Below are 25,705 nucleotides of genomic sequence, written 5' to 3' on the forward strand. Positions count from 1 at the left end.
ATTTGCTTTTAAAAATATCAGGAAAAAGAACAAAATTAATTTAACTATATAATAAATTTTTATGGTCTTTTTATTATCGATGAAACTAGAATATGCGTTAGAATTTTTAATCTCATAATGCGAACTAGAAAAAGGAAGGGGCCGTCGTCTAGCTTGGTAGGATGCCAGCCTGGGGAGCATTTCCCTATCCACCAGAGATATGCCTAGATCGCTGGTGGTCCGGGGTTCAAATCCCCGCGGCCCCACTAGGGTGAGAAAATGAGTTCCAATATAATAAAGGTGGGAAATAAGCAGATAGAGATAAATGATGAAGTGCTATTGAAGATAAGGAAATATGCAAATACAGAGATGACTTTAGAGGAGCTATCTAAACAACTAGGTCTAGATGGGTGGGAAGAGGCTTATGAATTTATCAAAAAGGTTCCAGCTTGGTTACTCAGAAGTTACAGCAAAAGTTTAGTTAAGGGAAGTTGAAATCTTAATCCAATATCAAATCAGGTTTTAATGATAAAATTTTATTTTGCAGTTCTCTTCTAATAAATTTACTCATATGCACCAATGCAGCTCCTTTATTAGGTATTCCGTATATTATTAAAGAATTATCAGGAGCACAGGATAGTACAGGTAATGCGAGAATATCCTCCTCTCCGTTAACATAAATTATTGTTTTTTTACTGTCATTTAATATTTTGCATAAATTGTCTAAATTATCGTATATTAATATTCCTGCCGGATTTTTTACATTTATAAAAGTGTATTGATTAATTAATTCAGAATTTAATGAAAAAACTTCTTTATTTCTAAGAGTTTTGCCATCGATTATAATTATATCTGGTTTTCTATTAGCCTTAAAACAATAATATGTAACAACGTCTCCTACACATGCAACTTTTTTCCAATTATATGAATCTATGTACTGACTTAGTTCCCCGTAAACCAGTTTTCCTCTTGGTTGTGAAAAATCAAATCTTACTTTTTGAGGTATTGTTAATCCAAGTAATTTCATAATTAATATCCTCATATCATTTTATTATATAGGAACCTGAAACTTTGATAGCAAACGTTCCTTTTTTGTTAAACTTTAAATCTTTAGCTATTTCCGATTCATTACTTATTACAATAAATAAACCTTCCCAATCTTCAGTAAAGCTATTTCCACCACAAATAGGGCACACATTGGCGTCTCTTGGAACTAGATACCCACAATTCTTACAAGCCTTCATAGCTATTTTCTTTGTAGGCGCTTTTCTTGGCATAGTAATCACCAATCTCTTAATTTAAAATAAAATTAATATGTTTTTATTAAATCTTATATTTTTTATAATAATTTATTAAAAATTATTAAAAATTATTTTATATCATAATTTCAAGTAAGTTTATAAAATAATGATTTATCTAATATAACATAAATTTGTATTAACAGGTAGCAAAATATCTATTCCTAATTTCTATTGAAAATATGTCTAAAAAGAGGTTGGGATAATGCCTAGAAAGGAAGAGGAGGAAGAGGAAGAAGAGTCAAGTGAAGAAGAATTCGAAGACTTAGACGAAGAATGGGAAGAAGATGAAGAAGAATTCGAAGACTTAGACGAAGAATCGGAAGAGGAGGAAGAGGAAGAAGAGTCAAGTGAAGAAGAATTCTAGACCTTAAATATTATTGCTTAATTTTTTGATTTGGTTGTATTTTAGTTTCTAGGTTTATATAATTTATAATTATTTATTTAAAATTTTCTAAAAATAATATATAAATATATAAAAGCACTGCTATGATATTAATAAGCAGAGAATAGAGAGCGTTTACACTATGTCTGAGAATCAAGATAAATGGTATATTCAAAATGGAGGTAAAAACAATCTTTTTGAAATAGCAGATACATCAAAGAACGTTAAATTAATGGTTTTTAGACTTCTTGGAGCTCTTAAATATTTTTATTCTTTTAAAGAATTAGAAGAGAGATTAAATGTACCGGCACAGATCCTATGGAGATATGTAACCTTAAGAACTGTGCCAGAAAGGACTACTGCAGAGAAAATTTTAAACAAAATACGTTCAACGCATATAATAGATGACATATTAGCTAAATATTATATAGAAAATGAAGAACTTTGGTCTCTTTTAAGTAATCCAGGTATTATGACATTAGCTGGTCTAAGGGCTTTAGATGATCTAAAAGATGAAAAAATTAATGTAGTCGTTACAGCTCCAGACAGTTATGCAGCTGCCTTAGGAGCAACATTTTCATCATTATTTCATGCTAAGTTATGTGCGGCATCACATAGTCCCTACTCTAAGCATATAATATCTAAAAACTACAAGCTAACGTCAGAATTTTTTGACGTTTTACTTTTACCTAGAGAATGTGTGGCAAGGAAAAGTAAAATAATAATTATAATGATTGATGGAAATAAAACGGCTCTATTGAGCTCAATGTTAGATTTGGCAATAACAAGGCAGGCTCATGTAGAAGGGATAGTAGCTGTCATAGGTTCTAAGAGTAAAATAGATGAGCTTTCTAAGTCTAAACTTAAATATAATACAAAATCTATAGTATTGATTAACACTGATGATATAAAAGAAACAAAGCACAAAGAACAGAATATTAAAATGGATTTTAAATAATTAAAATTAAATTTTCTCAATAAAAATATATAAATTTGTTAATCTAACAATTTAAAATTAAATTAAGCCTTTAGTTGGTTAAAATAAGTTAACAAATTCCTTCATGAAGGTATATATTTTAATGCTTATTCTGACCTCTTCCCCGCCCTGAATAGCGGGAATTCCCTGAGGTCTTAAGGGTTACACCCCTTTTATGGTACTCTATTATCCCCCAAGCCGATATTGCGGGAGAAATCGGCTCCCGCTCCTCATGTTTTAAGAGTTGATCGGCTTGGAGTCCTATTTTATTACACTTGTTAGTTGGGGTAGATGCATACTCATGTTTCAGTAACGCATACCCCATTAGCAGCTGTCCAATTTTTAATAAGTTTTTAATCTTAAAAAAAAACTTTACACCGCCTCTAGAAGGGGCTTGTCGTTCTTTTTATCATGATAATGAATCATAAATTGAATAATTTCGATACTAAAGCTTTAAGATCTTATTTTTTAAGAGTTAGATCTTATTAAGGGCTTGATCCAAGTCGTTTATTATGTCTTGTACGTCTTCTAGACCTACAGATAGTCTGATTAATTTTTCAGAAATGCCTAATTCTTTTTTGTCATTTTCACTAATATATCTTGAAGCAGTTATTGAAGGTAATGTAATAAGGCTTTCAGTTCCACCTAAGCTTGGGGATGGTTTGACTAACTTTAGATTTTTTATGAAATCTTTTGTTTCTTTCACATTACCCTTAATTTCAAATGATAAAACCCCTCCAAAATAGGGTTTTTCAAAAACTTTTTTAGCTACACTATTGTAGGGGCTATCTTTTAGGCCTGGATATAAAACCCTCGAGATTTTACTTTTATCCTGTAAAAATTCTGATATAGCCTGTGCATTTTCCGATTGCTGTTGAATTCTAATAGGCAAGGTTTTTATTCCACGTAGTGTTAAATAAGCTTCAAACGGTTGTTGCATATTACCTAATAATCTTCTCCACTCCCATAAATCATTAATTAAACTTGATTTACCAGATATTGAGCCTCCCATACTATCATTATGACCAGACATGTATTTGGTAGTACTGTTTAATATTAGATTGAAACCATATTTAGACGGTTTTAACAATATTGGAGAAGCAAACGTGTTATCAATTATTATATTTGACTCTGTCTTTTTTATTATTTTTCCGATTTCAGAGACATCTAAAACTTTTAAGGTTGGATTTGTTAAGGATTCTATTAAAATCAGATCATAATTATTGTCTTCTATTTCCCTAATAATGCTTTCATGACTAGGAAATACTTTTTTTATTGTGATACAATATTTATCGGATAGATTTTCAAAAAATTGTATCGTCGAGCCATACATTTCTTTTAATAGTAATACTTTTGATCCCTTATTTAAAAAATTCATTCCTAAAGTTGATATTGCTGCCATTCCACTGCTGAAAACCAAGGCATCTTCCGTTTGCTCTAAAGAAGCTATAACTCTTTCAAGGACTCTTAAAGATGGATTTTCTTCCCTATAATATTTTATTACTATATTTCTATCGCTTTTTTTAGATAATTCCTCATCTATGTATTTATAAACAGATCCTAAATATATAGGGGGAATAATTGAGCCGAATTCATCCGAATAATCATTTATTATGGATTTTGTTTTGTCTCCCATCTTAATCCCCTCAGTGTTTTGAAGTTAAGAATTTAAGTAAAAAACGTTTGTAGTATATTTCCTTATAAAATATTTATTACTGTTTTGTTAAATTTTTTGAAATAAATAATAAATATTCTTGTTTTTATATAGCGAACTTATAAACTTTAAAAAAACAATTTACACGGATCAAAATGGTATTTGATGAGAAACTTAAAATATTAAATAGGTTGCCAGTCTTAACATATAATAGAGAAAATGTAGCTATAATTAGTGATATACATCTTGGATACGAAGAAGCTATGGCATCCCAAGGAGTATATTTACCAAGGTTGCAATTAAAGAGGGCAAAAAATATTATAAGTGAAATAAGTAAATATAATTTTAAAAAAATTATAATAGCAGGTGATTTAAAACACGTATTTGAAAAATTGACAAGGCAAGAAAGAGCAGAGATATTGGAATTTATGAGTAGTGTAGCAAAATTGAACATTAAAGAAATTATATTGGTTAAAGGTAATCATGATACTTACGTATCAAATTTACTAAAAGACTTGGGCATACAAGTAGAAGAAAACTACTTAGATTTAGGTGATGGAATAGCGGTTGCTCATGGTCATAAAATTTTTGATAATATTGAGAAATATCAATTTATTGTAATGGGTCATGAACATCCCAGCGTAGAGATTAATTTATCTGGTAGCAAAATAAGGTTACAGGCATTACTAAAAATGCCTCTAAAGAATGGATCAATCGCATTAGTTTTACCCCCGATAGGCTTATATCAAACTGGCACTGTTGTTAATCTAGATAAAAATTCGTACTTATCCCCAATATCTAGAGAATTAGGGGATATAGAAAATGTTATACCAATTATAGTTGATAGAGAAATAGGGATTATAGAATTACCCAAGTTAGGAAACATATTTAGAAAACAAGATATATAATAAATGGATAAATTCCTATGAAAAATTTAAGTTTATATTTTAGGAAAATTAATTTTATTATATATTTTAGTTATTAATTAATCTGAATATTTTGTAGTATAACAAATTAATTTTTATTAAATAAATTTAACCTTTTTTGCGACTTTTTAACATGGTTAAAGGTGATTAAAATGAGCTTAGTTAAAATTGAAAGACTTGCAACAGGGGTTATTGGTTTTGACAAATTAATATCTGGAGGAATTCCAAGAGGATTCTTTGTTGCTGTGGTTGGAGAACCTGGAACTGGAAAAACTATTTTCGGTATACATTATTCTTGGCAAGGTATAAAAGAGAATGACAAAATAATATATGTAACGACGGAAGAGAGCAGAGAAAGTATAATCAGACAAGCAAAGATGTTTGGGATGAACTTAGATGAGGCTGTAGATAATAATAAGATGATAATTATAGATGCCCTCATGAAATCAACTAATGATGAATGGACACTTACAGAAACTGATGTGGACGAGCTTGTTAAGAAGATAATAGACGCTAAAAGAAAATTGGGTTATGGTAGAGCAAGGCTCGTTATAGACAGTATGTCTACATTTTGGCTGGATAAACCTGCAATGGCCAGAGTTTATAGTTACAATATAAAGAGAGTATTATATAAATGGGATTTTACAGCGTTATTAACAAGCCAATATGCAATAACAACTTCAAGCGCATTTGGTTGGGGAGTAGAGCATGTAGCTGATGGTATTATTAGGTTTGGAAGAAGAATTTCTAATGGAGAATTAAAAAGATATGTTCTTGTAGAAAAAATGAGGCAGACTCCACATGATTTAAGAGTACATTACATTAAAATAGAAGATAAGGTAGGCATGAGAATAGAAGAGGCAACAAATTTAAGGCATGAAGATATATCTATGCCAGACAAGTTAAAAAAGAAAATTCAAGATAATAAAGATAATTTTTAACACAAAAAATTAAATATTTTTGAACATCTTAATAAATCTTTTATATTATTTTGGTTTGAATTTAAATTTTCAGATTTTTATTATAAGTATTTATTATATCCTTTTTAAATAATTTTTTAAATAATTTTTTAAATTTTTTCTTATTCCTTTATCTATTAAAATTACTATTAAATAAAATATTAATGCTTGTATTAATCCAGGAATAGCCAAATATTTTATATCGATTAAGAGTCTGTTTGAAGGAGATCCTAAGGGCCTTATTATATAAGATAAGATTGATGATACCATTATATATAATAACAACTTTGGAGTTAATTGTAATGCAATACTTTTGTTAACGTTTTTTGGTATAAAAAACCAAGAGGTTATTATAACAGATAATAAATATCTTATAAAATATACTATTCCCCATATTAATAATATATCCTGCAGAGGCATTTTCTTAAATAATATAAATACAAAGGCTAGCATGGCTATATAAATAATTGATGGCAATACTCCAAGCAGATTCATCTTTGCAAAACCCTTAGCGGCTTTTATTCCGCTTTCTCTTATACTTCCAGAAGCTATTTGCGATATACCATTATTAACTATTTCTATAATAGCAGTTATTAAGAAAAAAGAAACTGCTATAGATGCCCAAGAATAAATGGGATTATATATGTAAATTACGTATTTAGGGTACATAATGCCGTATATTAATAAGGGCAAGACCAATGTTAATGAGATCTCTAGATTCCTAATTGCCGTTTTAAAATCTCCTGTTCTTAGAACATATGAATGCAGATACCTAAGTCCCACATTTGTTGAATCTCTTAATAAAGTAGATACTGAAGATGAAACAAAAAATGCAGCTACAATTAATGATCCTACAAGAGGATAAGCAATCATAGCATCTAAAGAAGGTATCAATCCAAATCCAACACCTAAAGCTGTTGCATGAGATCCAAGGGTCCATTCTTTAAGTGTATTTTTAATATTTTTTGCATTGTCTTTTGATACCCTATCTCTAATCCAATATAATCCAATAATAGAACTTATAATAAATGATACTAAAGTTGATAAAAAGGCTAATAATAGAGAATTTGATATTAGATATAGCGCTATAAATATCAATGAACTATATAATGTTCTATATAACAATTCTAATAGAGAAAGCCTTACAGGCCTTGCTGCATCTATGGCTGTCCTTATTACATAATAGAATGATTGAAATGATATAGACAAGGCCGCAACTATTAAAGTTAATAAACTAACTTTAGAGTAAAATATAAGGAATATAATTCCAATTATCAATGTGAAAATCCATTGAATAAATGCAAATACTACGCTAGAGATATACGCTCCACTTTGTTTTTCTACAATGTACCTGTATATCCATAAAGAAAATAGGCTAAGGGGTATGGTTGCATAAGAAATTATTCTTTTCGTTGCTAGTTGATAAATAGCATAATCTGTTGGGATTAATTTTCTAGCTAAAACAATTGTAGCAATAAGGTTTATTAAAATAGATATAAAGTAAATTATTGTTCTTGATGTAGAAACTCTTATAGCCTCTAATCTTTGCGATGTTTTTTCTTGATTCACTTCATAATTCAAATAAAGTCCCCTAAGTTGTGTAAGGAAGTTGAGATAAAACGTATTTTCTTATTTCATTTAATGATGGCAAACTTTCCACAAGCTTTCCATTATCAATATATTTTTTCATTAGGTTTATAGGTTTGTCTTCTTTATTGATACAATGTGGAAGTTCGTTATCATCCCAATATTTAATGTAATATTCGAGAGGTTTACAAGAATAAACTTTTTTAGCTCCGGGAAGTTTTCCTCTCTTCGTATAAGGTTCCCATCCTTTTCCTCTATCTATTTCAACTATATCCATACTTAAGTCAACACTTGGAGCCATAGCTATAGAAGTTCCAACACCAAATCCGTCAACTATATCTCTAAGATTAGCGATGCTGTTTTCGTCTAAACCCCCGCTAACAATTATCTTTACATGTTTAAAGCCATTAATATCTAAGGTCCATTTTATTTCTTCAACAATATCTCTCATATTCCCTCTCCTGCTAGCGGGAGTATCTAATCTAATCCCCCAAAGCTTATCACCTAATAATTGAGCAGCCATTAAAGCCTCTTTTCTTTCATCATCTAAAGTATCTGTTAATGCCACGAGATTTATCTTTCCTTCATATACTTTTGCAAACCACTTCCATGCTTCTTTTTGATCTCCAAAAACTAGTATTAAAGCATGAGGCATTGTGCCCTGAGGCTTTAAGCCAAGATATTTTTCAGATAAAACGCCGCTTATCGAATCTGCACCTCCTATATAAGCTGCTCTATCAGCTGCTGGAAAGACTGCGGGATGCAGAGCCCTTATACCAAAAAATAATAAAAGTTTGTCCCCGATTACTTTCTTTAAGCTAGCTGCTTTTGTTGCAATGCTGGAAGAAAACCTTAAAAGTCCTAAAAGAGGAGCTTCAAGTAATGCAAAATCTAAATATTTACCTTCTACAATCATTAGAGGCATCTTTCTAGTAAATATTGTGCCCTCTGGAACAGAATATAGAGTAAATGGCTTTTCTTTAAGTAAGGCGATAGCCTCTTCTAGCCCAGCATAAACTGCCCATTCTCTTCCCTCTGGAGGTCGCCCATAGAGGTGGACTTCCATCCTAACCCTAACATCAGTTAGTCCAGCTTTTTCTAAGACTTCCTTAGTCCTTTTGAAGTAAATATCAGTTGCTTCTCCATTCATAATCTCTTCTAGGCTTGCCATATATATCCTAGGTTCTTTGTTCTCGTTCATAATTACTACCCCCTATTTAAATTATTTAAAAGTTATTTAAAATCTTTGAGTTTTAGCAGTTATATAAAACCAGATTCGGATTCCAATTAAATACAAGATTTTAGTTCTGACCTCCTGCCAGCCCTGAAGGGTAGTTCACCCCTCCATAAAGTGAGAAGCTTGTCGCTCGCTTTGTCAGAATAATTGCTTAAATAAGTTTAAAGGTTTTTAATATTTAGAATTAAAATTATAGGAGCGCTAGCATTTTAAAATTGTTTAGATTTAGAAAATTTATATTGATAAAATGAACGGCAAACCTCGCCCTTCAGGGCGGGGAAGAGCTGTGAATGTATGATAATATTTTATTTTCTAGTTTTTCTTTGCTTGTTTGTCCCACTATTGAGTCTACAACTTCGTTATTCATTATTATAATGATTGACGGTATATGTTTTACCTTATATTTGTCTGCAATTGAATAGCTTGAGTCGACATCAACTTTACCATATAAAACACCAGGAGTAATATGCTGAGCAGCAACTTCTTTAAAAGTTTGTAGGAATGTTATACATGGTCCGCACCATTCAGCTGTAAAGTATAAGAATATTAGCTTATTATTTCTTAATAATTCATTAATGTTTTCTGATTTTACTTCTACGACTATTTCCTTAAGAGAGTCTTCCAACTTCTTTGCTCTTAGAATTAATAGTTTTGATAGCTCTTTTCCTAACTCTTCTGTTTTTTCCTGATTCATCTTTTACCCCTTTGATATATTAAAATTTGGGAATAAATAGATTCCTTTTACAACATTACAAGAGAATTGCTCTTTATAGTAAAGAAGTTTGTGAAGTAGTTTATTGGATTTTATATTAAGAACTTATTTAAATTGAAATAAAGAGCGCCGGGGGAGGGACTCGAACCCTCGACCGCCCGGTTAACAGCCGGGCGCTCTACCTGCTGAGCTACCCCGGCTAGCCAAAACTATTGTTCAATGCTTGGGTTTAAAGACTTTGCGAATTTAAATAATATAATAAAATTTTTATACCTTGGCTTATGGCCTCAGATCTTTTAAAAATAGGTATTTACTTAGTTTTTATTAAAATTAAATATTTAGTATTAGCTTAAAATTTTTTCAACTTTCCCCAATATTTTTGCTTTACCTCCAGTTGGTTTTACAAGTAAGGCCCCACAAGATAAGCATCTTGCAGAAAATGATGAATGGCTAAAAACTATTTGTTTATGACCACAATTAGGACATTCTACTATAAGGAATCTGCTCCTTGGCTGGGGGACAAGGATTCTATTTCTTGAAAGATTCGATTTCATTTATTTCACCTTGTTGGTTCTACCAATTCTATTTTCTTTAACCTAATGCCTAGTATAGTTCTCTTAAATCCGCACTTGCTACATGTTATTAAAAGACTGACTTTCTTAGTTGTTTTAGCAAATCTTTTTTGCTCAGGCTTTCTTTTGCTTCCATAGCCTTTATTTTTCCTTAAATATCTCCTCTGACCTTCAGATAATGTTCTTCTTTTACCAGATTTATAAACTGCAACGCTATGTTCAGTGTGCTCATTACACCTAGGGCAATATGTCCTTATTTTCTTTGGGAACTTCATTTTAAACTCACTCTCTTTTCCCATATTGGCTTATGCAAAGCTCCTTATTAATCTTTCTTCTGCAGGTTATTAATAATTTTATATGGCAAAGTTTTTACTAAGTTAACATAATTGAGCGATGATAATAATAGGGCTTCTTCCAAGGGTATTAATGATACTTCATTTTTTTCCATAAATTTTCCGTTTAATAATGTTAAATCTCTGTTAAACTTTGCTAAAACGAATTCTCCAAATGATATGATACCTCCTGATAAATATAAAGAATAATTGTTTTTAATAGTTTCCACAACGTTGAGAAATTCCTTATCTATTCCTTGATAATTTTTTACATCTATATCTTCCAACCTAGCTTCAGAAATAAGGTTTGTCATACTTATTACTACATTATAAAATCTTTTGCACAATTCTAGATCATTTGAGCAGTATGTACTCCATAGTTTTCTTGAATCCTTAATATCATCAGCATTAATTTGTTCATGAATTCCAATTGCAGCCTTGTATGGGCCACCAGCCGGTATTCTTTCTGACAACTATTTTCCCCCCTGTTATTACCAAGTAACCTTTTGTGGCTAAATAAATAGCTTGCTGCGAAGGAAGGCTTAGTTCTTCGTTTTTATTAAACTTCACATTATATCCTAAAATTCTTATATTATCTAGGTCCAATTTTGCTTTAACATCAACTTCACCATAAAACGGGGAGACCCATTTGCCTAATTTAAATTCTCCACAAACCGGTAACACAAGCAAAGAAGATTTTCCGTTCAATGTACCAGGGATTCTGGTCAATCTACTTGGATCTTGCGTAACCATAGAATCTATTTCAACTCTTATATTTTGAACAGCATTGTTAATATCTTCTTTACTAACCTCTTTAATCCCAAAATTAGCAATTAACCCTCTCCATCCAGGATCCTTCACTGTAGGCAGAGCTGGTTTTTTTCCTTTGCTACTTTTAGGAAATATTATATCTATATCTAAATCTTGAGCCATAATGAACTTTGCTATTTCACTCCTTTCTTCCCTTCCAAGCTGTTTGCATAACTCGCAAAAGCCTCTTACATGATAACCCCTGTTTCCTGTAAAATAAATTTGGTAGGTTCCCCCAAAATAATTATTTATTATATAACCAATAGTTTCCGCATATTTTAACCCTTTTTCTATACATGAATCATCAGTTATATCGTTTTTCATTATACAATCTTTTTCATGGTCTAAATCAATATCGAATAAAAAATCTGACCCTTTCCAACCTTTTTCTTCCATGGATCCAGCTTCAGGTAGATCGTAAACGGCGATAGAGTAGTAAACATGTCTTGGTGTGTTTTTAATTAAATAATCGTAAAGTTTTTTAAGGCTGTCAAATGATAAATGCCTCACATACGATTGTTTTTCAAAAGGTTGAAAGGCAAATTCTCTCCTTTCCATATCCTTTGGTATTATTAATGGTGGATTTAAAGAATAATATTCTCGATATAGATATTTTAGTGTTAGGTCTCCATTCCATTCTTTTATTTTGATTTCTTTTTCTTCTTCAACCATTTTTATTTCCTTTTGTTATATATTAGTTTAAAATTTATAGCTATTCTGGTTCTTTTGAATAGATCCGATCTTCATGAAAATGAGTATTTCTTATTTTTAATATTTATTCTGAGCCCTCCATAAAGGATTTTCTAAGGTCTTAAAGGTATAACCTTTATAGGTGCTACTCCTTTATGATAATGAGAACGACAAACCTCGGGATGGATGGCCTCCTTATAGAAACGTTTTTATATCATAACTGTGTATAATTTATTAGACCTCTGGCTAAAAATCTACTTATACCCTCGGGACTGAGGAACTTACGCCTGTGGAGATTGAATCCTCCATAACCTATCTTCCACACTACAAAAGAGTTATTTTGATGGAATTTCCGCTTAAAGGGGGATCGAGGTTTCTTTAAGGAAATCCTCTTTGCAAGGTGAGGATGCCCCTTCCGTAAGGATGGGGTAGTTAACTCTTAATCTATTCTAGGAGAAACATAGAAAGTTATTTTTCCACCATTTTGATATTCCATTTCAACTTTTACTGGAGCATCTTGAGAGTACATTAGAGTTACTAAGTCGGCTTCTTTTGCGGCTATCAACATATTAGAGAAATACTCAATACTATATGTTGATGAATCGGGGGAATCTATATTTAATTCTATTATATTTTGCTTTTCTAATGATAATTCTATTTCAGCACTTTCTATATCGCCTCTTCCTGTTATTATTAACTTATCTTCTTTATCATTGGCGCTTATAGTTAATGAATCACTGATGGCTTCTATATCATTGATTATATCAATAAAAGAATTGTTTGTTAGTTTAGCTCTTACAGTAAAAGTTATTTTTGGCTCTGGTAGTTTATCCTGACTTAAACTGAGCTGTGGTATTCTAAAGATTCTTTCTCCTTTTCCAATATATTTTAAAGTTATGTTGTTTTCGTCAGTTATAAGTTCGAGCATATCGTCTTTTTCTGCTCTTTTCAAGACATCAGATAATACAGAAAAAGATACGCCTATACTTTCTTCATTATTTACTTCAAATTCATCAAATGAAGACTTTGGGTAGATAAAATCAACCATAACAATCCTGCTCGTATCTAATGCTCTAAAATGAAGTCCGTTATCGTTTGCTATAAAAACACCTTCATCTATTATTTTTTCAATAGATCCTATTATATATCTCCAAGTTCTTGGCTCTTTGAATTTTAATTTCACAATCTTTCCCCAATTATATAAATTGTAAACTAATATTTTAGTTTTTTATGCTGACAGAACTGATGACTAGCTTAAAGTTTTAGGTCAAACAGAATGCCATTCATTAATTAAGTTATGTTTTTAAAAATTTTAAAATTTTATTAACTATTAAACACTTTGGTATTTCTATTATCTTGCTGTGTTTTAATACTATATTAATATTCCCTTATAAATAGTTTAAAAAGATTTATATAGCTCAAGTTGGTTTTAAAATATGTGAGTTTAAAAAGCAGGTGAAGGTTTTGGAGAATGAAGATAATGAAGATGAATCTTTTGAAGAAGAAAATGTAAATGAAAAAGAAGAATCAGGCAAACCTACAGTCAAAATAGAAAATATAGTTGCAACTGTAATATTAGATACTGCTTTGGATTTAAATTTAATCGAGACTAGGATACCAGATGTAGATTATAATCCAGATCAATTCCCAGGATTAGTTTATAGGTTGCAAAACCCTAAGATAACGGCTCTTATATTTAAATCTGGGAAAATGGTTGTTACAGGCGCAAAAAGTGTAAAGCAGCTAGTATGGGCTGTAAAAACAATATTAAAGAAGCTTATGATAAAAGGGGTTCCTATGCAAGGTAAACCTCAAATACAGATACAAAACATCGTTGCATCGGCAAATCTTAATGTAGTTGTTGATCTGGAAAAAGCTGCGTTTACTTTACCAAAGAGCATGTATGAGCCTGAACAATTCCCAGGACTGATTTATAGAATGGAAAAACCAAGGGTAGTGCTTTTAATATTCAGCAGTGGAAAAATGGTAATAACTGGAGCTAAAAGAGAAAGCGAAGTTGAAGATGCTGTTAATGGGATATATGACATATTAAAAAGCAACAAATGCATAAAAGAAGAAGGCAGTTTTTAAATTAAAACTTTTTTTATCTGAACAATAATATTTAAAATTTTCTCTGGTTAGAGTATAGCTAAGTTTATTAAATGTATTTATTAATCCGAGAATAGTATACACCAATGGGTGCAATGAGAATTGACATATCACGAAACAGTCTTGTCAGAAAAGAGAAAGATGTGTTATTGGATTTATTTAAATAGACCTGAAAAATTAAATGCTCTAGATACTAGGACTTGGGAAAAATTAATATATGAATTAAACAAGGCTTGCGAATCTGATAGCGTTGCGGTTGTTTTAACGGGTAAAGGTAGAGCTTTCAGCACAGGAGACGATATAGAAAACATGCTTAAACTTAATACAAAACAGGAAGCTCTTAATTTCTTCAATGGAATTAAGCAATCTTTAAATATAATGTTATCATGTAAAAAACCTATTATTGCATTGGTCAATGGATTAGCTGTTGGTGGGGGTGCGGAGCTTCTTTTAGCAGCAGATATAGTTGTTGCGGCAGAAAATTCATGGTTTAGTTACCCAGAAATTAGTTTGGGAGTCATACCTCCTATACTAATAAGTGTTGGTGGGGGGGTCTTTGGTTTTAGAAGGGCTAAATATTTGGCCTTAACAGGTACTAGATTCTCTGCTTATGAAGCTAAAAATATGGGGTTAGTTGATGAAATAGTTCCTCAGTCAGATTTAGAAAAAGAAGCTTTTGCTATTGCAGATACGTTATCAAACTATACGCCAGAATCGATCAGATCAATCAAAAAAATAGTTTACGAAATTTATTGGAAAGACATAGAAAAGGCTATAGATGAACTAACAAACTTGGTAATAACAGAAGATGCAAAATACAGAATGGAAAGTTTCGAATCCCATAAACTAAAACCTGTAAAAAATCATAATATAATAGGCAATAAATAATATAAATTTTTGAGATATGATTAAAAACCCTATTATTCAATAATAGAAATGTGCCGGGGTGCCCGAGCGGTCCAAGGGGACGGGCTTGAGACCCGTTGTCCCAAGCGGGACGCGTGGGTTCAAATCCCACCCCCGGCGTTCCCGTCCCCATGTTTTTTATATTTTCCTGAGCTTTTCCAAGCTCTAGGATAAATTCCTCTTTCCATAACAATTCTTGTAGGCTGGAATGCAAGTCCTTTGTCATTTTGTTTTATTTCATTCGAGCTCATTAATGCTTTGGCTAATCCAATTAACTCTCCTTTTAATGTTAGCAGCGCAACTATATCTCCTCTATTTATCCCTTCGTTAAAGTACGATATTCCAGGTACTGCAAGAGGAGAACCATTTATTACGCTTTCTACAGCAGTATCTCTAACTAAAATTTTCCCCAATTCGCAAACACTAAATTCTCCAGGTATAATAACTTTCCTAAGTAGGTCTTCTTTACCAGTTTTTTTAAATTGATATATTGCTTCTGAAATTTCTTGCATCGTTACTGCGCTGTCTTCGCTAAAAGGGCCTGTTTTTATCCTTCTTAACTCCCTCATATGGGCGCCAGTCCCTAAAACCAACCCTATATCCCAACATAATTTTCTCATATAAGTCCCGGCTTCTGATTCTATAGTTAAAAGTACTTTTCTATCATTTATTTCATTTATTTCTATATTAAATATTTTTTTAGTTCTTAAAACCCTTTTTACATGACTTCTTATAGGGGGCCTTTGATATATTTCTCCTATAAATTCATTTATTACATTGTTAATTGATTTTATATCAGCATCTTTATGCAATTGCATTAAGCATACGTAGGCTTTTTTTGAGTGAGTTACAAAGCCTATAATCTTTGTCATGGATCCAAGAGCTACAGGCAGGACGCCTGTTACTTTAGGATATCCCTGCCTTACTCTTAAGAGTAAGGCTCTAGGGTTCCTCCATGTCCTGCCTTATCTATATTTAATAATTTTTTTATCCATGCAACTACTTCATGGCTAGTTGGGCCAGGCGGTTTATCCAAAACTATAATCCCATAGTTAAGATATTTATTTAGAGGTCTTTCTAATGGATAATAACCGTAGTTCTCATCAGTACCTTCTGGAAATTTTTCTAAAAATGGTTTAGTGTTATTACACATTTGGTTTATTTTATTTATAAATTCAAAGCCTTTTTCGTATATCCCTTGCAAAATATTCACCGCATTATTAAGGATTGGGTTAAGCTAATACAACTTTTTCTCTAGCCTTCATAAATTCTATTAAGTTAGAATTTTTTAATTGAGCTAATACTTCCTCATCGTTTGCTCCTTTTTGTATGTTTATTAGTTTATCTAATGGTATTAGGTGTTTTATATTTACTCTTCTCCTTTTAATTCCGCTAACTGATTTTGGACCAGTTACTAATACAAAATTTTGATCAATAATATCTACCACAACACACTTTCTTCCTGACTCTTTTCCAACACTTTTTATACAAATTCTCCCTATCTCAATTGCAGGCATTCCTATCACCTAATATTTATCTTTGCTTGTGTTCCTTTTTAAAACTTTAATTGATAAAACCAATAAAATTTATACAGCTAAACATATAATTAAAATTTAAACTTTTTCGTCTCATCTGCTTTGATTTGATCTTCACCTAATATGAAATATTTTCCGCTCTCTCTATACTCCTGCTTCCATATAGGCGCTTCATGTTTTACTTCATCTACTATTTCTTCTAATGCTGGAAACACGTTTTTTCTAGATTCCCCGGAAATAGCCACTATCATCGTTAAATCTCCAGGTTTTCTTTCACCAACATAATGATATATTAAAACAGAAAATAAATTGAATTTATTTATTTCTTTAATAGCAATTTCTTTAAGTTTTTCTTCTATTAACTCTGCTGAGTGTTCATATAGCAGTTTATTTACTTTTTCATTTTTGTTTATTTTTCTTACTATGCCTATAAATATGGCAATGGCTCCAACGTTTTCCTCTGTATATAGTTTATTTATTAGATCATTTAAATCAATATGTTCATTAGTTAAAATTCTTACATCTATAACGCCTCCAGACGATGGTGGTAATAAAAATATTGTATCAACGTTATTAGGTATGATTTCATTTCCCGATAATGATTTGCCATTAGCTACTAATTGTACTGAATTAAATAACTGGCTTAGTTGGGTCGAATTATTTCTTGTTGCTATTTTTCTTTTTATCATATCTAATACATCATTGGCTTTGATATTTTCATGTTCAAATTCTATAATTATTTCATTGCTACCGAAAATTTCTTTAAATATTGAATAAAGCTTAATTTTTATTGATTTCATGAGATCACCTTTTTTGTTTGTTTTTGTTTTTCTTCCCTTATTTTTTCTAATTCTTTTATAAGGTCCTTGCTACTTTTTTCGAAACAAGATTGGTCTATTCTTTCTGCTAATAACTTGAAAAAAGATGCAGCGCACTTACTGCTATGAAACTCTAGCTTTAAGGTTCCTTTATTTATAATTATTCCCTGGCCATCGCTGAACTTCCTTCCACATACTATGCATTCGTGATCTCGTTTTGCCATGTTTATCTCCAGAGTGAAATAGAAACGTAGAGTTAATAAGAACTGACTGCTAACTTTTCTTAGGTTAACCAGATGTGGCTAGACATAAAATGGTAGATGTAAAATGGAAGAAGTTCAACAATCGATAGCTGATAGGTTGCATTCAAAAGTAAGGCAATTAATTGAAGAGAGAGGATGGAAGAAGCTCACCGAGATACAAGAACAATCGATACCTTTTGTCTTAGCAGGATATAATACATTAATAATGGCTCCTACAGGAGAAGGAAAGACTGAAGCCGCATTATTACCATTGTTATCAAAGCTTTTAAATGAAAAGCAAGAACCTGTAGATATATTATATATAACGCCTATGAAGGCATTAATCAACGATATACATAAAAGGGTGTCTTGGTGGGCTGAAAAGTTAGGTTTCAGAGTATCTAAAAAACATGGTGATACTCCAGCAAGCGAAAGAACGAAAAGAGTTAAACAAGTACCTAACATATTGATAACAACCCCTGAAAGTTTAGAAATAGATTTGGATTGGGCGCCCAAATTCAGACAATATTATAAAAACGTCAAGTATGTAATAATAGATGAACTTCATGAATTGCTCAGCTCAAAAAGGGGAGCTCAATTATTGCTATTGCTTGAAAGATTGAAATATTTATCTGGCTATGATTTTCAAAGGATAGGGCTATCGGCTACTATAGGCTCTCCTAAAAAGGCTATAGATCTATTAAGCGGTAGTAGCAAAAGAGAAAGGCAAATTGCTTCAGTTGATTTTTCAAAGGAATATAAATTTGAAGTAAAATATATAAATGATAATAGTGAAGATCCTTGGTTGGATCTAGCTAAATCTTTAACACAGACTATAGAGAAGCCAAGTTTGGTTTTTGTAAACAGCAGGTATATTGCAGAAAGGGTTAAACATTCTTTAGAAACCATTGGGGCTAAAGATATATTTGTTCATCATTCCAGCGTATCTGCCCAGCTAAAAGAAGAAGCAGAAAACAAACTAAAACAAGGACAACTCTCGGCAATAGTATGTACGAAAACCCTTGAATTAGGTATTGATGTAGGATCTGTTAGAAAAGTCATACAAATTAAGTCTCCGGGAAAAGTTTCTAGCCTTATACAAAGGGTTGGAAGAAGTGGTCATATTTCTGGGGGATTGTCTGTAGGAGATATAATATCTATAGGGCCAATAGATTTTGCAGAAGCAATATCAGAGGCTAGCCTAGCCAAGCACAGTTTTGTGGAAGATGAAATAATGGATGAAGCTCCGATAGATGTCATAGCAAAAGAAATAATAGGGTTTACTTTAGAAGAAGGGCAAACCGATTTAAACATAATTTATGATATATTTTCTCAATCTCCTATATTCAAAATGGATAACAATAAATTTAAAGAATTGATAAACTATATGGAACAAAACGGCGTAATTAAAAATGATGAAGGTATAATTTCTCCAGGAAATACATTCTATAAAATATGGAAATTTAAATCAAAGGATCAAGTGAAAGTATGGTGGTCAAGGAGCTTTTCAGAATTCTTTACTACTATCCCAGAAAAGGATGTTTTTGTTGTTAAAAGTGGGGATAATACAATAGGTTATATAGATTCCCTTTATGTTTACAGAAATTTAAGAGTTGGAGATGTAATAAGACTAGCAGGAAGTTCTTGGGAGATTAAAAGGATAGATGACATGAACGGAAGAGTAGATGTAATGAAAGCTACTGGAATAGCTGAAATACCACTATGGAAAGGGGAAGGGGTAAAAAGAAACCAAAATATTTCAAGACAATTTATAAAAATAATAGTTGGCGATATACCGAACGATATTGTTATTGATAAGACGGGTTTGGTAGAACTTGAAAAAATTAGAGAAAAGTATCTAGAAAGAAATATAATTCCCGACGAAAATAAAATTATTTATGAGCAGCACAACGGAGAACATATATTTATTTATCCTATAGGGAGCGGAGCAGCAGAAACCATAGCACTTATATTAACTAATATGGCATCTAAAATTGAAGGATTAAACGTCTATTACAGGTTATCGTTTTTCGGATTCAGTGTTAATATAGGTAATCTTAATCCATTTGAACTACTTGAAAATATTAATATAGAAAACCTAGAAAACGAACTTTATGATGCATTAAATAAGAGCCCGTACTTATATCAAACCCTTAGAGAAATACAGTTACACTTAGGTAAGATAGGTTCTATAGACGAAGAAAACGATTCATTTTTAATTGAAGAGGCTAAAAAGCAGGTTTTAAGAGAATATTTTGATATAGAAGGTGCCAAGAAGTTCTTAAAATTATTAAAATCAAAGAGCTTGCAGGTAATAAGTTTAACTAGCCCAGAACTTTCACCGCTTGCTAAAGGTATCTTAGAATTACCAAGTATAAAACCATGGATACAGGACTTAGCCATTAAAATAGGTAGATTGCTAGAAAATAATGGATTGACTAAATTTGAAATTGCAGATATATTAGAATTGGCTGAAAAAACTGTAGAAAATAAACTTAAAGATATGAGAAAGCCTGAGTATGGAGATATTAGAGTGATAAGGTTTTTGGATGTAGACGAAGATGATTACAGATGGACTTTATTAAAATCTTTGGATAACATAATTTCTTCTGATGAATTTAGAATATATTTTATGCCTAAGAAGTTAAACGAACCTATGAGAGTTCACATAAGAATATCCCAGCAATCAAAGCCAAAAGAATATATTATAACTCCAAAGTTTTTAATGGAGCAATGGAATGATTTAGAAAAATTACTACCCGAAGAGATATATGAGGTCAGAATTACTTCAGCCTATGAATATGGTACCAGAGAAGATAGTAATATATTACATTATTTTGTAAATATCAAATCTTTAAAATACTTGATTTTGAACGCAGCAGCATATATAGAAAAAAAGCAAATAAGAAAGTTCTTTTAGCTAATTTTGTTTCATAAACATGATTTTAATACTAATGTTTAAAGATAAGGATTATTATCTTAACAATTATTGGATTTTCAATTTGATATATTTTTTGATAAAAAACAAAAAACCTTGCCTATTAATTATGGTAAATTTTTAAATTAACATATTAAAATCATGAGATATTTCTATACCTCAACTAACATTGCAAGCGAGGCAAGGCATAACTCTTTAATTAAGCTTTAAAGGATGAGAAGCAGAGCTATTCTTACCTTGGCAATACGAGAGGCTAATAAACACATAGTCTGACCTCTTCCCCGCCCTGAAGGGCGAGTTTCCTGAGGTCTCAAGGGTTACACCCCTTTTACGGGTATTACTCTATTATCCCCCAAGCCGATATTGCGGGAGAAATCAGCTCCAACTCCTCATGTTTTAAGAGTTGATCGGCCTAGATTCATATTTTATTACACTTGTTAGTTGGGGTAGATGCATACTCATGTTTCAATGAAGCATACCCCTTTAGCAGCTATCTCAATTTTTAATAAGTTTTTAATCTTAAAAAAACTTTACCCCGCCCCTAGAAGGGGCTTGTCGTTCGATTTATCACCATAAAAGAATGTAACTCTCAAGACCTCAATAAACCTTCAAGGCTAGAAGGAAGTCAGAACAGTTAATAATTTTTGTTTTTATTATTATAGTGGTGCTTGCATTGGCAAAAGAGTGTGTAGACAAATTACAAAACCTATATTTTTCAAATGCTTTGATTTATGAAAAGAAAGGAGAATGGGAATATTTAAAAGCAAAATTAAATGATGCAATAAGGTTATCTGAGAAGTATTGCTATAATGAAGTCCTAAACGATAGTACTATCGAAAATCTTAGTAAAAATCTATTACAATCCATAAAAAACGATGATTTATTAAATGCTAATAGATATCTTTTTGATATAATAAATTTTCTTAAAAATAAATCTAAAAAATATGTGATTAATGCATCCTTTAAAATATCAAGGCTTGCAATATCGATCTCTTTAATTGTTTCGTCGCTTATAATAATGCTTTTTTCTACTATTAACATATATCAATGGTTGGTAAATTTATTAATTCTCGGAGCATCTATGGCCTCGGCAGCATTGATTTCATATGAAGTGACACAAAACTTTCTTTTATTAATTACACTTTTTCAATCGATTAATATTTATTTCTTTAATAATGCTATATTGTTTATTAGTCAAATTACTATAACTCTGGTAAGCATATTTAATTTAATTTTAAATAAAAAAATAAAAGCAAATAAATAGCTTACAAAACAAAAAACCATTTTATTTAATAAGATCCAATTACTATTAATATTTTAAAATTTGTTTTATTTTAATAAAAGTTAAAAACACGGGTACATTTCTGGTCTTCCAAAAGCGAGAACGTTCCTTTATAACTGTTTATAGGTTTATAATTTACACCTTTATTTTCATGCTAAATAGATAATAGAAATTACCCAACCAGTTCAATTAATCCAGTAATAGATTAAGAGCTTAACCTTTATCCTTTAACGAGTTGTATCTGCTTGCAGATCTTAGATATTAGGGCTGAATCCTTTTTCACATTAATATAAACCTATATTTGTTGTAACTATAAATTGATGACCTCTCATGTTAATGTGGGCTATGTTTAAAAGGGTTAGAGTTATATTAGAGATGTGAGCCTCGTGCCAATGTGCTTATAGGAGTCCCACGACCATTTACCGTTTGTAGGTGGCTAAGGGCTAAGTTCATACATTTTATTATGAATAAAAATGATTGAAATGAAAGTGTAGGGACAAACGGGATATAATTGTTTATGCCTCAGAGGAGACGCTTTTTATTTAATCTTTTTAATTTTAAACCTGCTTAATCAAGAGAGACAAAGTTTGTTATGCTTTCCTTACTATCAATAAATTTAAGCATAGCTTACGGGATTGTTAACTTAGCTAATGAAAAGACTACTTTTGATAGGAGATGGAAGTTAACGGTAAAGTATACTTTTTTAACTAGACCTCATCTTCAACACCAACTTGACTTAAATTTAGCAAAGCGCCATTTTCTTCTCCATGTATTTCTCCCCATAGTTCATGTTTTAGCAATTCTCTTATTGCAATTCTGATAACTTCGCTTCTGCTTGAATAATTTCCAGCCTTTACTAATTCATCAATACCTCTGACATATAAATCGGGCATCTTTACTGTTATTAACTTCATATATAGACCACCAGAGTAAAGTTTATAAGGTCTAGAAATTTAAGGGTATAACCTTAATTAAATTTTGGCAGCTTATAAACTCTCTTTTAATTTTAAATGAGTTTGTTAACACAGATTAATATTATTTTAAATATAAATAATATAAAATATTAAAACTATAGCAAATTATTTTATTGAAAATTAATATAGCGCATTGTAATCAATTATACTGGTTATGAGCTTTGCAATAAACAAATAAATGTAAAATATAAATAAGGTTTTACGAATAAATAAATGTAAAGGTAGAAAACTATGTCTGAAAGGGTATTTGTAGAAACTGGAAGCAGATTGCATGCAGGATTCTATTATGCTGGAAATGAGTGGAATGTAAATTGGGGGTCTGCAGGGTTTTACATAAAAGATCCATCATTTGTTGCTGAATTCTCTCATGGTAATAATGAAATTATAGGACCGGATTTTATAAGTAAAAAGGTAATAACTATTTCGAAACTACTAAATGTTGAAGGATATAAGGTAAAGGTTTTATCATATATTCCTGAGCATGTAGGGCTGGGAAGTGGCACCCAGATAGATCTCGCTATATTTAACGCGTTTAAGAGGCTATTTAATTTAAAGGTTGATAAATCAGATCTTATTAAAAAGTTAAATATAGGGATATTTAGCGGAATAGGATATTTATTATTTTATAATGGTGGTTTTGCAGCTGATTCGGGTTCTCCATCAAAAATAGAACCAAAGCCACTGATACAAATTAAGATACCAGAAAAATGGAGATTTGTTTATGTTATACCAGAATTAAGGAGGGGATTAACTTTTAACGAAGAAGAAAATATAATGAAAAATCCGTGGAATCCTTCCGAAGGTGTTAAGAAGCTAATGTCTTATGGGTTGTTAAGGCTAGCTACTGGCATTATAAGAGAAGATATTGAAGATACTTTAGAGGGTTTAAGAATGATGCAAGAGGGAACTGGAATTTATTTTTCAAAAATACAAGGAGGTCAATTTAGAGAAGACGTGGCAAAAATAACTTCAGAATTATGGAGATCTAGGATGATTATGGCGCAATCAAGTTGGGGACCGACTCTATACACTATAGCGCGTGATAATGAGGCAGAAGGAGACGCAGATCTTATAAAACAAGTTTTACATGAATTAAGAATAAATGGGAAGGTATATATAAGTGAGCCCAGAAATATTGGATTTGCTATATATTCATAGTTTTCAATGTATTTTTAAATAATTATTCCCTGCTGTTTCTAAATTTATGCTACCCTGAAAGCTGCTGTTTCTTTCTTTAATTCTGAATTACATCTAAATTTGAAGTCAATCGATTAACTCATATAAATCCATCTTTTCAAATTTATTATTGAAACATTAATAAGATCACTCTCATAATACAAGAGTACTTAAACAAATGATAAGAAAATTTTATTATTTTTATCAGGGTTTAGAAGTTATAGAATATGTATGAGATTAGCGTTAATCAAAGATAACATTTCTCAGCTTAAACTAAATTCAATATTGAGTTCTACAAATGAAAGCCTCGCCCTTTAGGGCGGGGATGGATAGAAAAGCTTATAAGAGCTATTTCCTTATAGTTAGTAGAAATAGGTAGTGGTAAAACTTAAATGTCCTAGGTGTGGATATGTATGGGACTACAAAGGTAAGAAACAATACTATGCAACATGCCCAAATTGCATGAGAAAAGTCAATATAGCCAAATACAAGGTTGAGTAACTATGCCTATGGGCAGTGAGGGTTTACTAACCTTAACAGTTAATATAAAGGTTAGCCCTGAGCCCGATTTATATCAAAAAATTGTAGATTTGATGAAAAGGTATAGGGAAGCCCTCAACTATTCTATAAAAGTTATAATAGAGAATAAAGCAATAAGCCTTGGAAAAGCCCATAGACTTTTATACAAAGTTCTTAAGGAAAAATATGGCTTGCCCTCTAAAATTGCTCAGGATTGTTATAGAGAGGCTATTGCTATAGCTAAGTCTTGGCTTAAAAATACCAATAAAGGCAAGATACCCAGATCTAATAATTTTAGGATTTGGTTAACATATGGGCATAGCTATAGTAAGGTGATTATGTTGAGCTATTGGGAGGCTATAGGCTTAAAATTATTGGATAGGAGATATGACAGCTATCCAAACAAAGATGCTAGACTATTGCTTAAAGATGGTAAGTTTATTCTTAAGATATCTAAACATGTGCCTGAGCCAGCTAAGTATAGCCCTAGTGGAGTCTTAGCTGTTGATGTTAATAAAAGACAAATAGTTGTAGGTAATAGAAAAAGCGAATATAGGTTTGAAACGTATATTGAGAGAGCTCTGCATTATAGACAATTAGCTGAAAGGCTTCAGAAAAGGTATTCCTATCCTAAATACAATGCTTGGCTTAGGAGAAGAGGTATTAGGAAAAGGGTAAGATACTTTTATGGAAAGGCTAGGAACATTATAGAGGATTGTGCAAAAAAGACTTCGCAAGAAATAGTAGCTTTAGCTAAGCAATACCAACATGAAGTAGCTAGAGAAGACCTAACAGGCTTGGTAGAGAACTTAAGGAAGCTTCCAAAAGAACACAAAGTATCTTTGCTTATTCTAAGCTACAGAAGACTAGAGCATTGGATAGATTGGCAATGTGAAAAGCATGGGGTACCTATAGCTGTTATCAATCCTAAAGGTACATCATCAATAGCTGTTATCAATCCTAAAGGTACATCATCAATATGCCCAATATGTGGCTCAAAGCTTATAGAGGTTGGTTATAGGAGATTTAAATGTACTAAGTGTGGCTTTGAAGCTGATAGAGATACTATAGCAGTAATAAACATTGAGA

30 protein-coding genes and 3 tRNA genes are annotated in these 25,705 nt (G+C 31.4%); 14 read left to right on the forward strand and 19 right to left on the reverse strand.

Features of this window, described 5'->3' with window-relative positions:
• Nucleotides 1-137: 137 nt before the first annotated feature.
• Together RXO53_RS00730 and RXO53_RS00735 are read left to right on the forward strand one after the other, a co-directional pair.
• Nucleotides 138-245: transfer RNA gene (locus tag RXO53_RS00730), tRNA-Pro, on the forward strand.
• Nucleotides 246-258: 13 nt separating this feature from the next.
• Nucleotides 259-474 carry a hypothetical protein gene (locus tag RXO53_RS00735; RefSeq protein WP_410712368.1) on the forward strand — a complete coding sequence of 72 codons (216 nt, stop codon included), beginning with the start codon at nucleotides 259-261 and terminating at the stop codon, nucleotides 472-474.
• Nucleotides 475-478: 4 nt separating this feature from the next.
• Here RXO53_RS00735 and RXO53_RS00740 read toward each other — a convergent pair whose 3' ends face one another.
• On the reverse strand, nucleotides 479-1,006 hold the full coding sequence (locus tag RXO53_RS00740) for a GTP-dependent dephospho-CoA kinase family protein (RefSeq protein WP_410712369.1): 528 nt from the start codon (nucleotides 1,004-1,006) through the stop codon (nucleotides 479-481).
• A 16-nt stretch (nucleotides 1,007-1,022) separates the two neighbouring features.
• Complete coding sequence (gene spt4, locus RXO53_RS00745; RefSeq protein WP_410712370.1) at nucleotides 1,023-1,256, reverse strand: transcription elongation factor subunit Spt4; 234 nt, start codon at nucleotides 1,254-1,256, stop codon at nucleotides 1,023-1,025.
• A 226-nt stretch (nucleotides 1,257-1,482) separates the two neighbouring features.
• Between spt4 and RXO53_RS00750 the strand changes: the two genes are divergently transcribed.
• Entirely contained in the window at nucleotides 1,483-1,644 is a 162-nt protein-coding gene (locus tag RXO53_RS00750) for a hypothetical protein (RefSeq protein WP_410712371.1), read from the forward strand.
• Between the two features lie 160 nt (nucleotides 1,645-1,804).
• Nucleotides 1,805-2,620, forward strand: coding sequence for a hypothetical protein (locus tag RXO53_RS00755; protein WP_410712372.1), 816 nt, complete (start codon nucleotides 1,805-1,807; stop codon nucleotides 2,618-2,620).
• 118 nt (nucleotides 2,621-2,738) lie between these two features.
• Here RXO53_RS00755 and RXO53_RS00760 read toward each other — a convergent pair whose 3' ends face one another.
• Together RXO53_RS00760 and RXO53_RS00765 are read right to left on the reverse strand one after the other, a co-directional pair.
• Complete coding sequence (locus RXO53_RS00760) at nucleotides 2,739-2,963, reverse strand: hypothetical protein (RefSeq protein WP_410712373.1); 225 nt, start codon at nucleotides 2,961-2,963, stop codon at nucleotides 2,739-2,741.
• 150 nt (nucleotides 2,964-3,113) lie between these two features.
• On the reverse strand, nucleotides 3,114-4,274 hold the full coding sequence (locus RXO53_RS00765) for a cystathionine gamma-synthase family protein (RefSeq protein WP_410712374.1): 1,161 nt from the start codon (nucleotides 4,272-4,274) through the stop codon (nucleotides 3,114-3,116).
• Nucleotides 4,275-4,447: 173 nt separating this feature from the next.
• On the opposite strand from RXO53_RS00765, the gene RXO53_RS00770 reads away from it, so the two are divergent.
• Nucleotides 4,448-5,200 carry a metallophosphoesterase gene (locus tag RXO53_RS00770; RefSeq protein ID WP_410712375.1) on the forward strand — a complete coding sequence of 251 codons (753 nt, stop codon included), beginning with the start codon at nucleotides 4,448-4,450 and terminating at the stop codon, nucleotides 5,198-5,200.
• 170 nt (nucleotides 5,201-5,370) lie between these two features.
• Nucleotides 5,371-6,159, forward strand: a complete 789-nt coding sequence (locus RXO53_RS00775) for a KaiC domain-containing protein (protein WP_410712376.1) — start codon at nucleotides 5,371-5,373, stop codon at nucleotides 6,157-6,159.
• Nucleotides 6,160-6,252: 93 nt separating this feature from the next.
• Here RXO53_RS00775 and RXO53_RS00780 read toward each other — a convergent pair whose 3' ends face one another.
• From RXO53_RS00780 to pcn, 9 genes are all read right to left on the reverse strand, one after another.
• Nucleotides 6,253-7,758, reverse strand: a complete 1,506-nt coding sequence (locus RXO53_RS00780) for a hypothetical protein (protein ID WP_410712377.1) — start codon at nucleotides 7,756-7,758, stop codon at nucleotides 6,253-6,255.
• A gap of 10 nt (nucleotides 7,759-7,768) precedes the next feature.
• Entirely contained in the window at nucleotides 7,769-8,965 is a 1,197-nt protein-coding gene (locus RXO53_RS00785; RefSeq protein ID WP_410712378.1) for a nicotinate phosphoribosyltransferase, read from the reverse strand.
• A 304-nt stretch (nucleotides 8,966-9,269) separates the two neighbouring features.
• On the reverse strand, nucleotides 9,270-9,695 hold the full coding sequence (locus RXO53_RS00790) for a thioredoxin domain-containing protein (RefSeq protein ID WP_410712379.1): 426 nt from the start codon (nucleotides 9,693-9,695) through the stop codon (nucleotides 9,270-9,272).
• Nucleotides 9,696-9,840: 145 nt separating this feature from the next.
• A tRNA-Asn gene (locus tag RXO53_RS00795) sits at nucleotides 9,841-9,913 on the reverse strand.
• Nucleotides 9,914-10,057: 144 nt separating this feature from the next.
• Nucleotides 10,058-10,267, reverse strand: coding sequence for a 30S ribosomal protein S27e (locus tag RXO53_RS00800; protein WP_410712380.1), 210 nt, complete (start codon nucleotides 10,265-10,267; stop codon nucleotides 10,058-10,060).
• Between the two features lie 5 nt (nucleotides 10,268-10,272).
• Entirely contained in the window at nucleotides 10,273-10,560 is a 288-nt protein-coding gene (locus tag RXO53_RS00805) for a 50S ribosomal protein L44e (RefSeq protein WP_410712398.1), read from the reverse strand.
• Nucleotides 10,561-10,607: 47 nt separating this feature from the next.
• On the reverse strand, nucleotides 10,608-11,090 hold the full coding sequence (locus tag RXO53_RS00810; RefSeq protein WP_410712381.1) for a hypothetical protein: 483 nt from the start codon (nucleotides 11,088-11,090) through the stop codon (nucleotides 10,608-10,610).
• A complete protein-coding gene (priS, locus tag RXO53_RS00815) occupies nucleotides 11,035-12,099 on the reverse strand; it encodes a DNA primase small subunit PriS (RefSeq protein ID WP_410712382.1) in 1,065 nt (354 codons plus the stop codon). The genes RXO53_RS00810 and priS overlap by 56 nt, the downstream gene beginning before the upstream one ends.
• Before the next feature lie 457 nt (nucleotides 12,100-12,556).
• A complete protein-coding gene (pcn, locus tag RXO53_RS00820; RefSeq protein ID WP_410712383.1) occupies nucleotides 12,557-13,300 on the reverse strand; it encodes a proliferating cell nuclear antigen (pcna) in 744 nt (247 codons plus the stop codon).
• A gap of 281 nt (nucleotides 13,301-13,581) precedes the next feature.
• Here pcn and RXO53_RS00825 point away from each other — a divergent pair, with 281 nt between their 5' ends.
• From RXO53_RS00825 to RXO53_RS00835, 3 genes are all read left to right on the forward strand, one after another.
• Nucleotides 13,582-14,208, forward strand: coding sequence for a TATA-box-binding protein (locus tag RXO53_RS00825; RefSeq protein ID WP_410712384.1), 627 nt, complete (start codon nucleotides 13,582-13,584; stop codon nucleotides 14,206-14,208).
• Between the two features lie 120 nt (nucleotides 14,209-14,328).
• Nucleotides 14,329-15,114: an enoyl-CoA hydratase/isomerase family protein gene (locus RXO53_RS00830; RefSeq protein ID WP_410712385.1), complete on the forward strand. Its 786-nt coding sequence runs from the start codon at nucleotides 14,329-14,331 to the stop codon at nucleotides 15,112-15,114.
• A gap of 52 nt (nucleotides 15,115-15,166) precedes the next feature.
• Nucleotides 15,167-15,252: transfer RNA gene (locus RXO53_RS00835), tRNA-Ser, on the forward strand.
• Here RXO53_RS00835 and RXO53_RS00840 read toward each other — a convergent pair.
• The 5 genes from RXO53_RS00840 to RXO53_RS00860 all read right to left on the reverse strand — a co-directional run bounded on the left by RXO53_RS00840 (nucleotide 15,234) and on the right by RXO53_RS00860 (nucleotide 17,709).
• Complete coding sequence (locus RXO53_RS00840) at nucleotides 15,234-16,004, reverse strand: RNA-guided pseudouridylation complex pseudouridine synthase subunit Cbf5 (protein ID WP_410712386.1); 771 nt, start codon at nucleotides 16,002-16,004, stop codon at nucleotides 15,234-15,236. The two genes, RXO53_RS00835 and RXO53_RS00840, sit on opposite strands and share 19 nt — an antisense overlap.
• A gap of 56 nt (nucleotides 16,005-16,060) precedes the next feature.
• Nucleotides 16,061-16,336 (reverse strand): tRNA pseudouridine synthase A, encoded by a 276-nt coding sequence (locus tag RXO53_RS00845; RefSeq protein WP_410712387.1) that lies wholly within the window; start codon nucleotides 16,334-16,336, stop codon nucleotides 16,061-16,063.
• Nucleotides 16,337-16,364: 28 nt separating this feature from the next.
• Nucleotides 16,365-16,649, reverse strand: a complete 285-nt coding sequence (locus RXO53_RS00850) for a 50S ribosomal protein L14e (protein WP_410712388.1) — start codon at nucleotides 16,647-16,649, stop codon at nucleotides 16,365-16,367.
• A gap of 89 nt (nucleotides 16,650-16,738) precedes the next feature.
• A complete protein-coding gene (locus RXO53_RS00855; RefSeq protein WP_410712389.1) occupies nucleotides 16,739-17,467 on the reverse strand; it encodes a molybdenum cofactor biosynthesis protein in 729 nt (242 codons plus the stop codon).
• Nucleotides 17,464-17,709 carry a hypothetical protein gene (locus RXO53_RS00860; RefSeq protein WP_410712390.1) on the reverse strand — a complete coding sequence of 82 codons (246 nt, stop codon included), beginning with the start codon at nucleotides 17,707-17,709 and terminating at the stop codon, nucleotides 17,464-17,466. Before RXO53_RS00860 ends, RXO53_RS00855 begins: the two co-directional genes overlap by 4 nt.
• 103 nt (nucleotides 17,710-17,812) lie before the next feature.
• Here RXO53_RS00860 and RXO53_RS00865 point away from each other — a divergent pair, with 103 nt between their 5' ends.
• Together RXO53_RS00865 and RXO53_RS00870 are read left to right on the forward strand one after the other, a co-directional pair.
• The gene (locus tag RXO53_RS00865; RefSeq protein ID WP_410712391.1) at nucleotides 17,813-20,647 is read left to right on the forward strand and encodes a DEAD/DEAH box helicase; all 2,835 of its coding nucleotides are present in this window, start codon (nucleotides 17,813-17,815) and stop codon (nucleotides 20,645-20,647) included.
• 691 nt (nucleotides 20,648-21,338) lie between these two features.
• Nucleotides 21,339-21,929: a hypothetical protein gene (locus tag RXO53_RS00870; RefSeq protein ID WP_410712392.1), complete on the forward strand. Its 591-nt coding sequence runs from the start codon at nucleotides 21,339-21,341 to the stop codon at nucleotides 21,927-21,929.
• 725 nt (nucleotides 21,930-22,654) lie between these two features.
• On the opposite strand, the gene RXO53_RS00875 is transcribed toward RXO53_RS00870, so the two are convergent.
• Nucleotides 22,655-22,861, reverse strand: a complete 207-nt coding sequence (locus tag RXO53_RS00875) for a ribbon-helix-helix domain-containing protein (protein ID WP_410712393.1) — start codon at nucleotides 22,859-22,861, stop codon at nucleotides 22,655-22,657.
• A 291-nt stretch (nucleotides 22,862-23,152) separates the two neighbouring features.
• On the opposite strand from RXO53_RS00875, the gene RXO53_RS00880 reads away from it, so the two are divergent.
• The 3 genes from RXO53_RS00880 to RXO53_RS00890 form a co-directional block, all read left to right on the forward strand.
• The gene (locus RXO53_RS00880) at nucleotides 23,153-24,079 is read left to right on the forward strand and encodes a hypothetical protein (RefSeq protein ID WP_410712394.1); all 927 of its coding nucleotides are present in this window, start codon (nucleotides 23,153-23,155) and stop codon (nucleotides 24,077-24,079) included.
• A 396-nt stretch (nucleotides 24,080-24,475) separates the two neighbouring features.
• Nucleotides 24,476-24,598, forward strand: a complete 123-nt coding sequence (locus RXO53_RS00885; protein WP_410712395.1) for a hypothetical protein — start codon at nucleotides 24,476-24,478, stop codon at nucleotides 24,596-24,598.
• Between the two features lie 2 nt (nucleotides 24,599-24,600).
• Nucleotides 24,601-25,705: zinc ribbon domain-containing protein (locus RXO53_RS00890; RefSeq protein ID WP_410712396.1), on the forward strand; the 1,105-nt coding region annotated here is incomplete at its 3' end.

Source organism: Caldisphaera sp. (assembly GCF_046536515.1).
Classification (GTDB): domain Archaea; phylum Thermoproteota; class Thermoprotei_A; order Sulfolobales; family Acidilobaceae; genus Caldisphaera.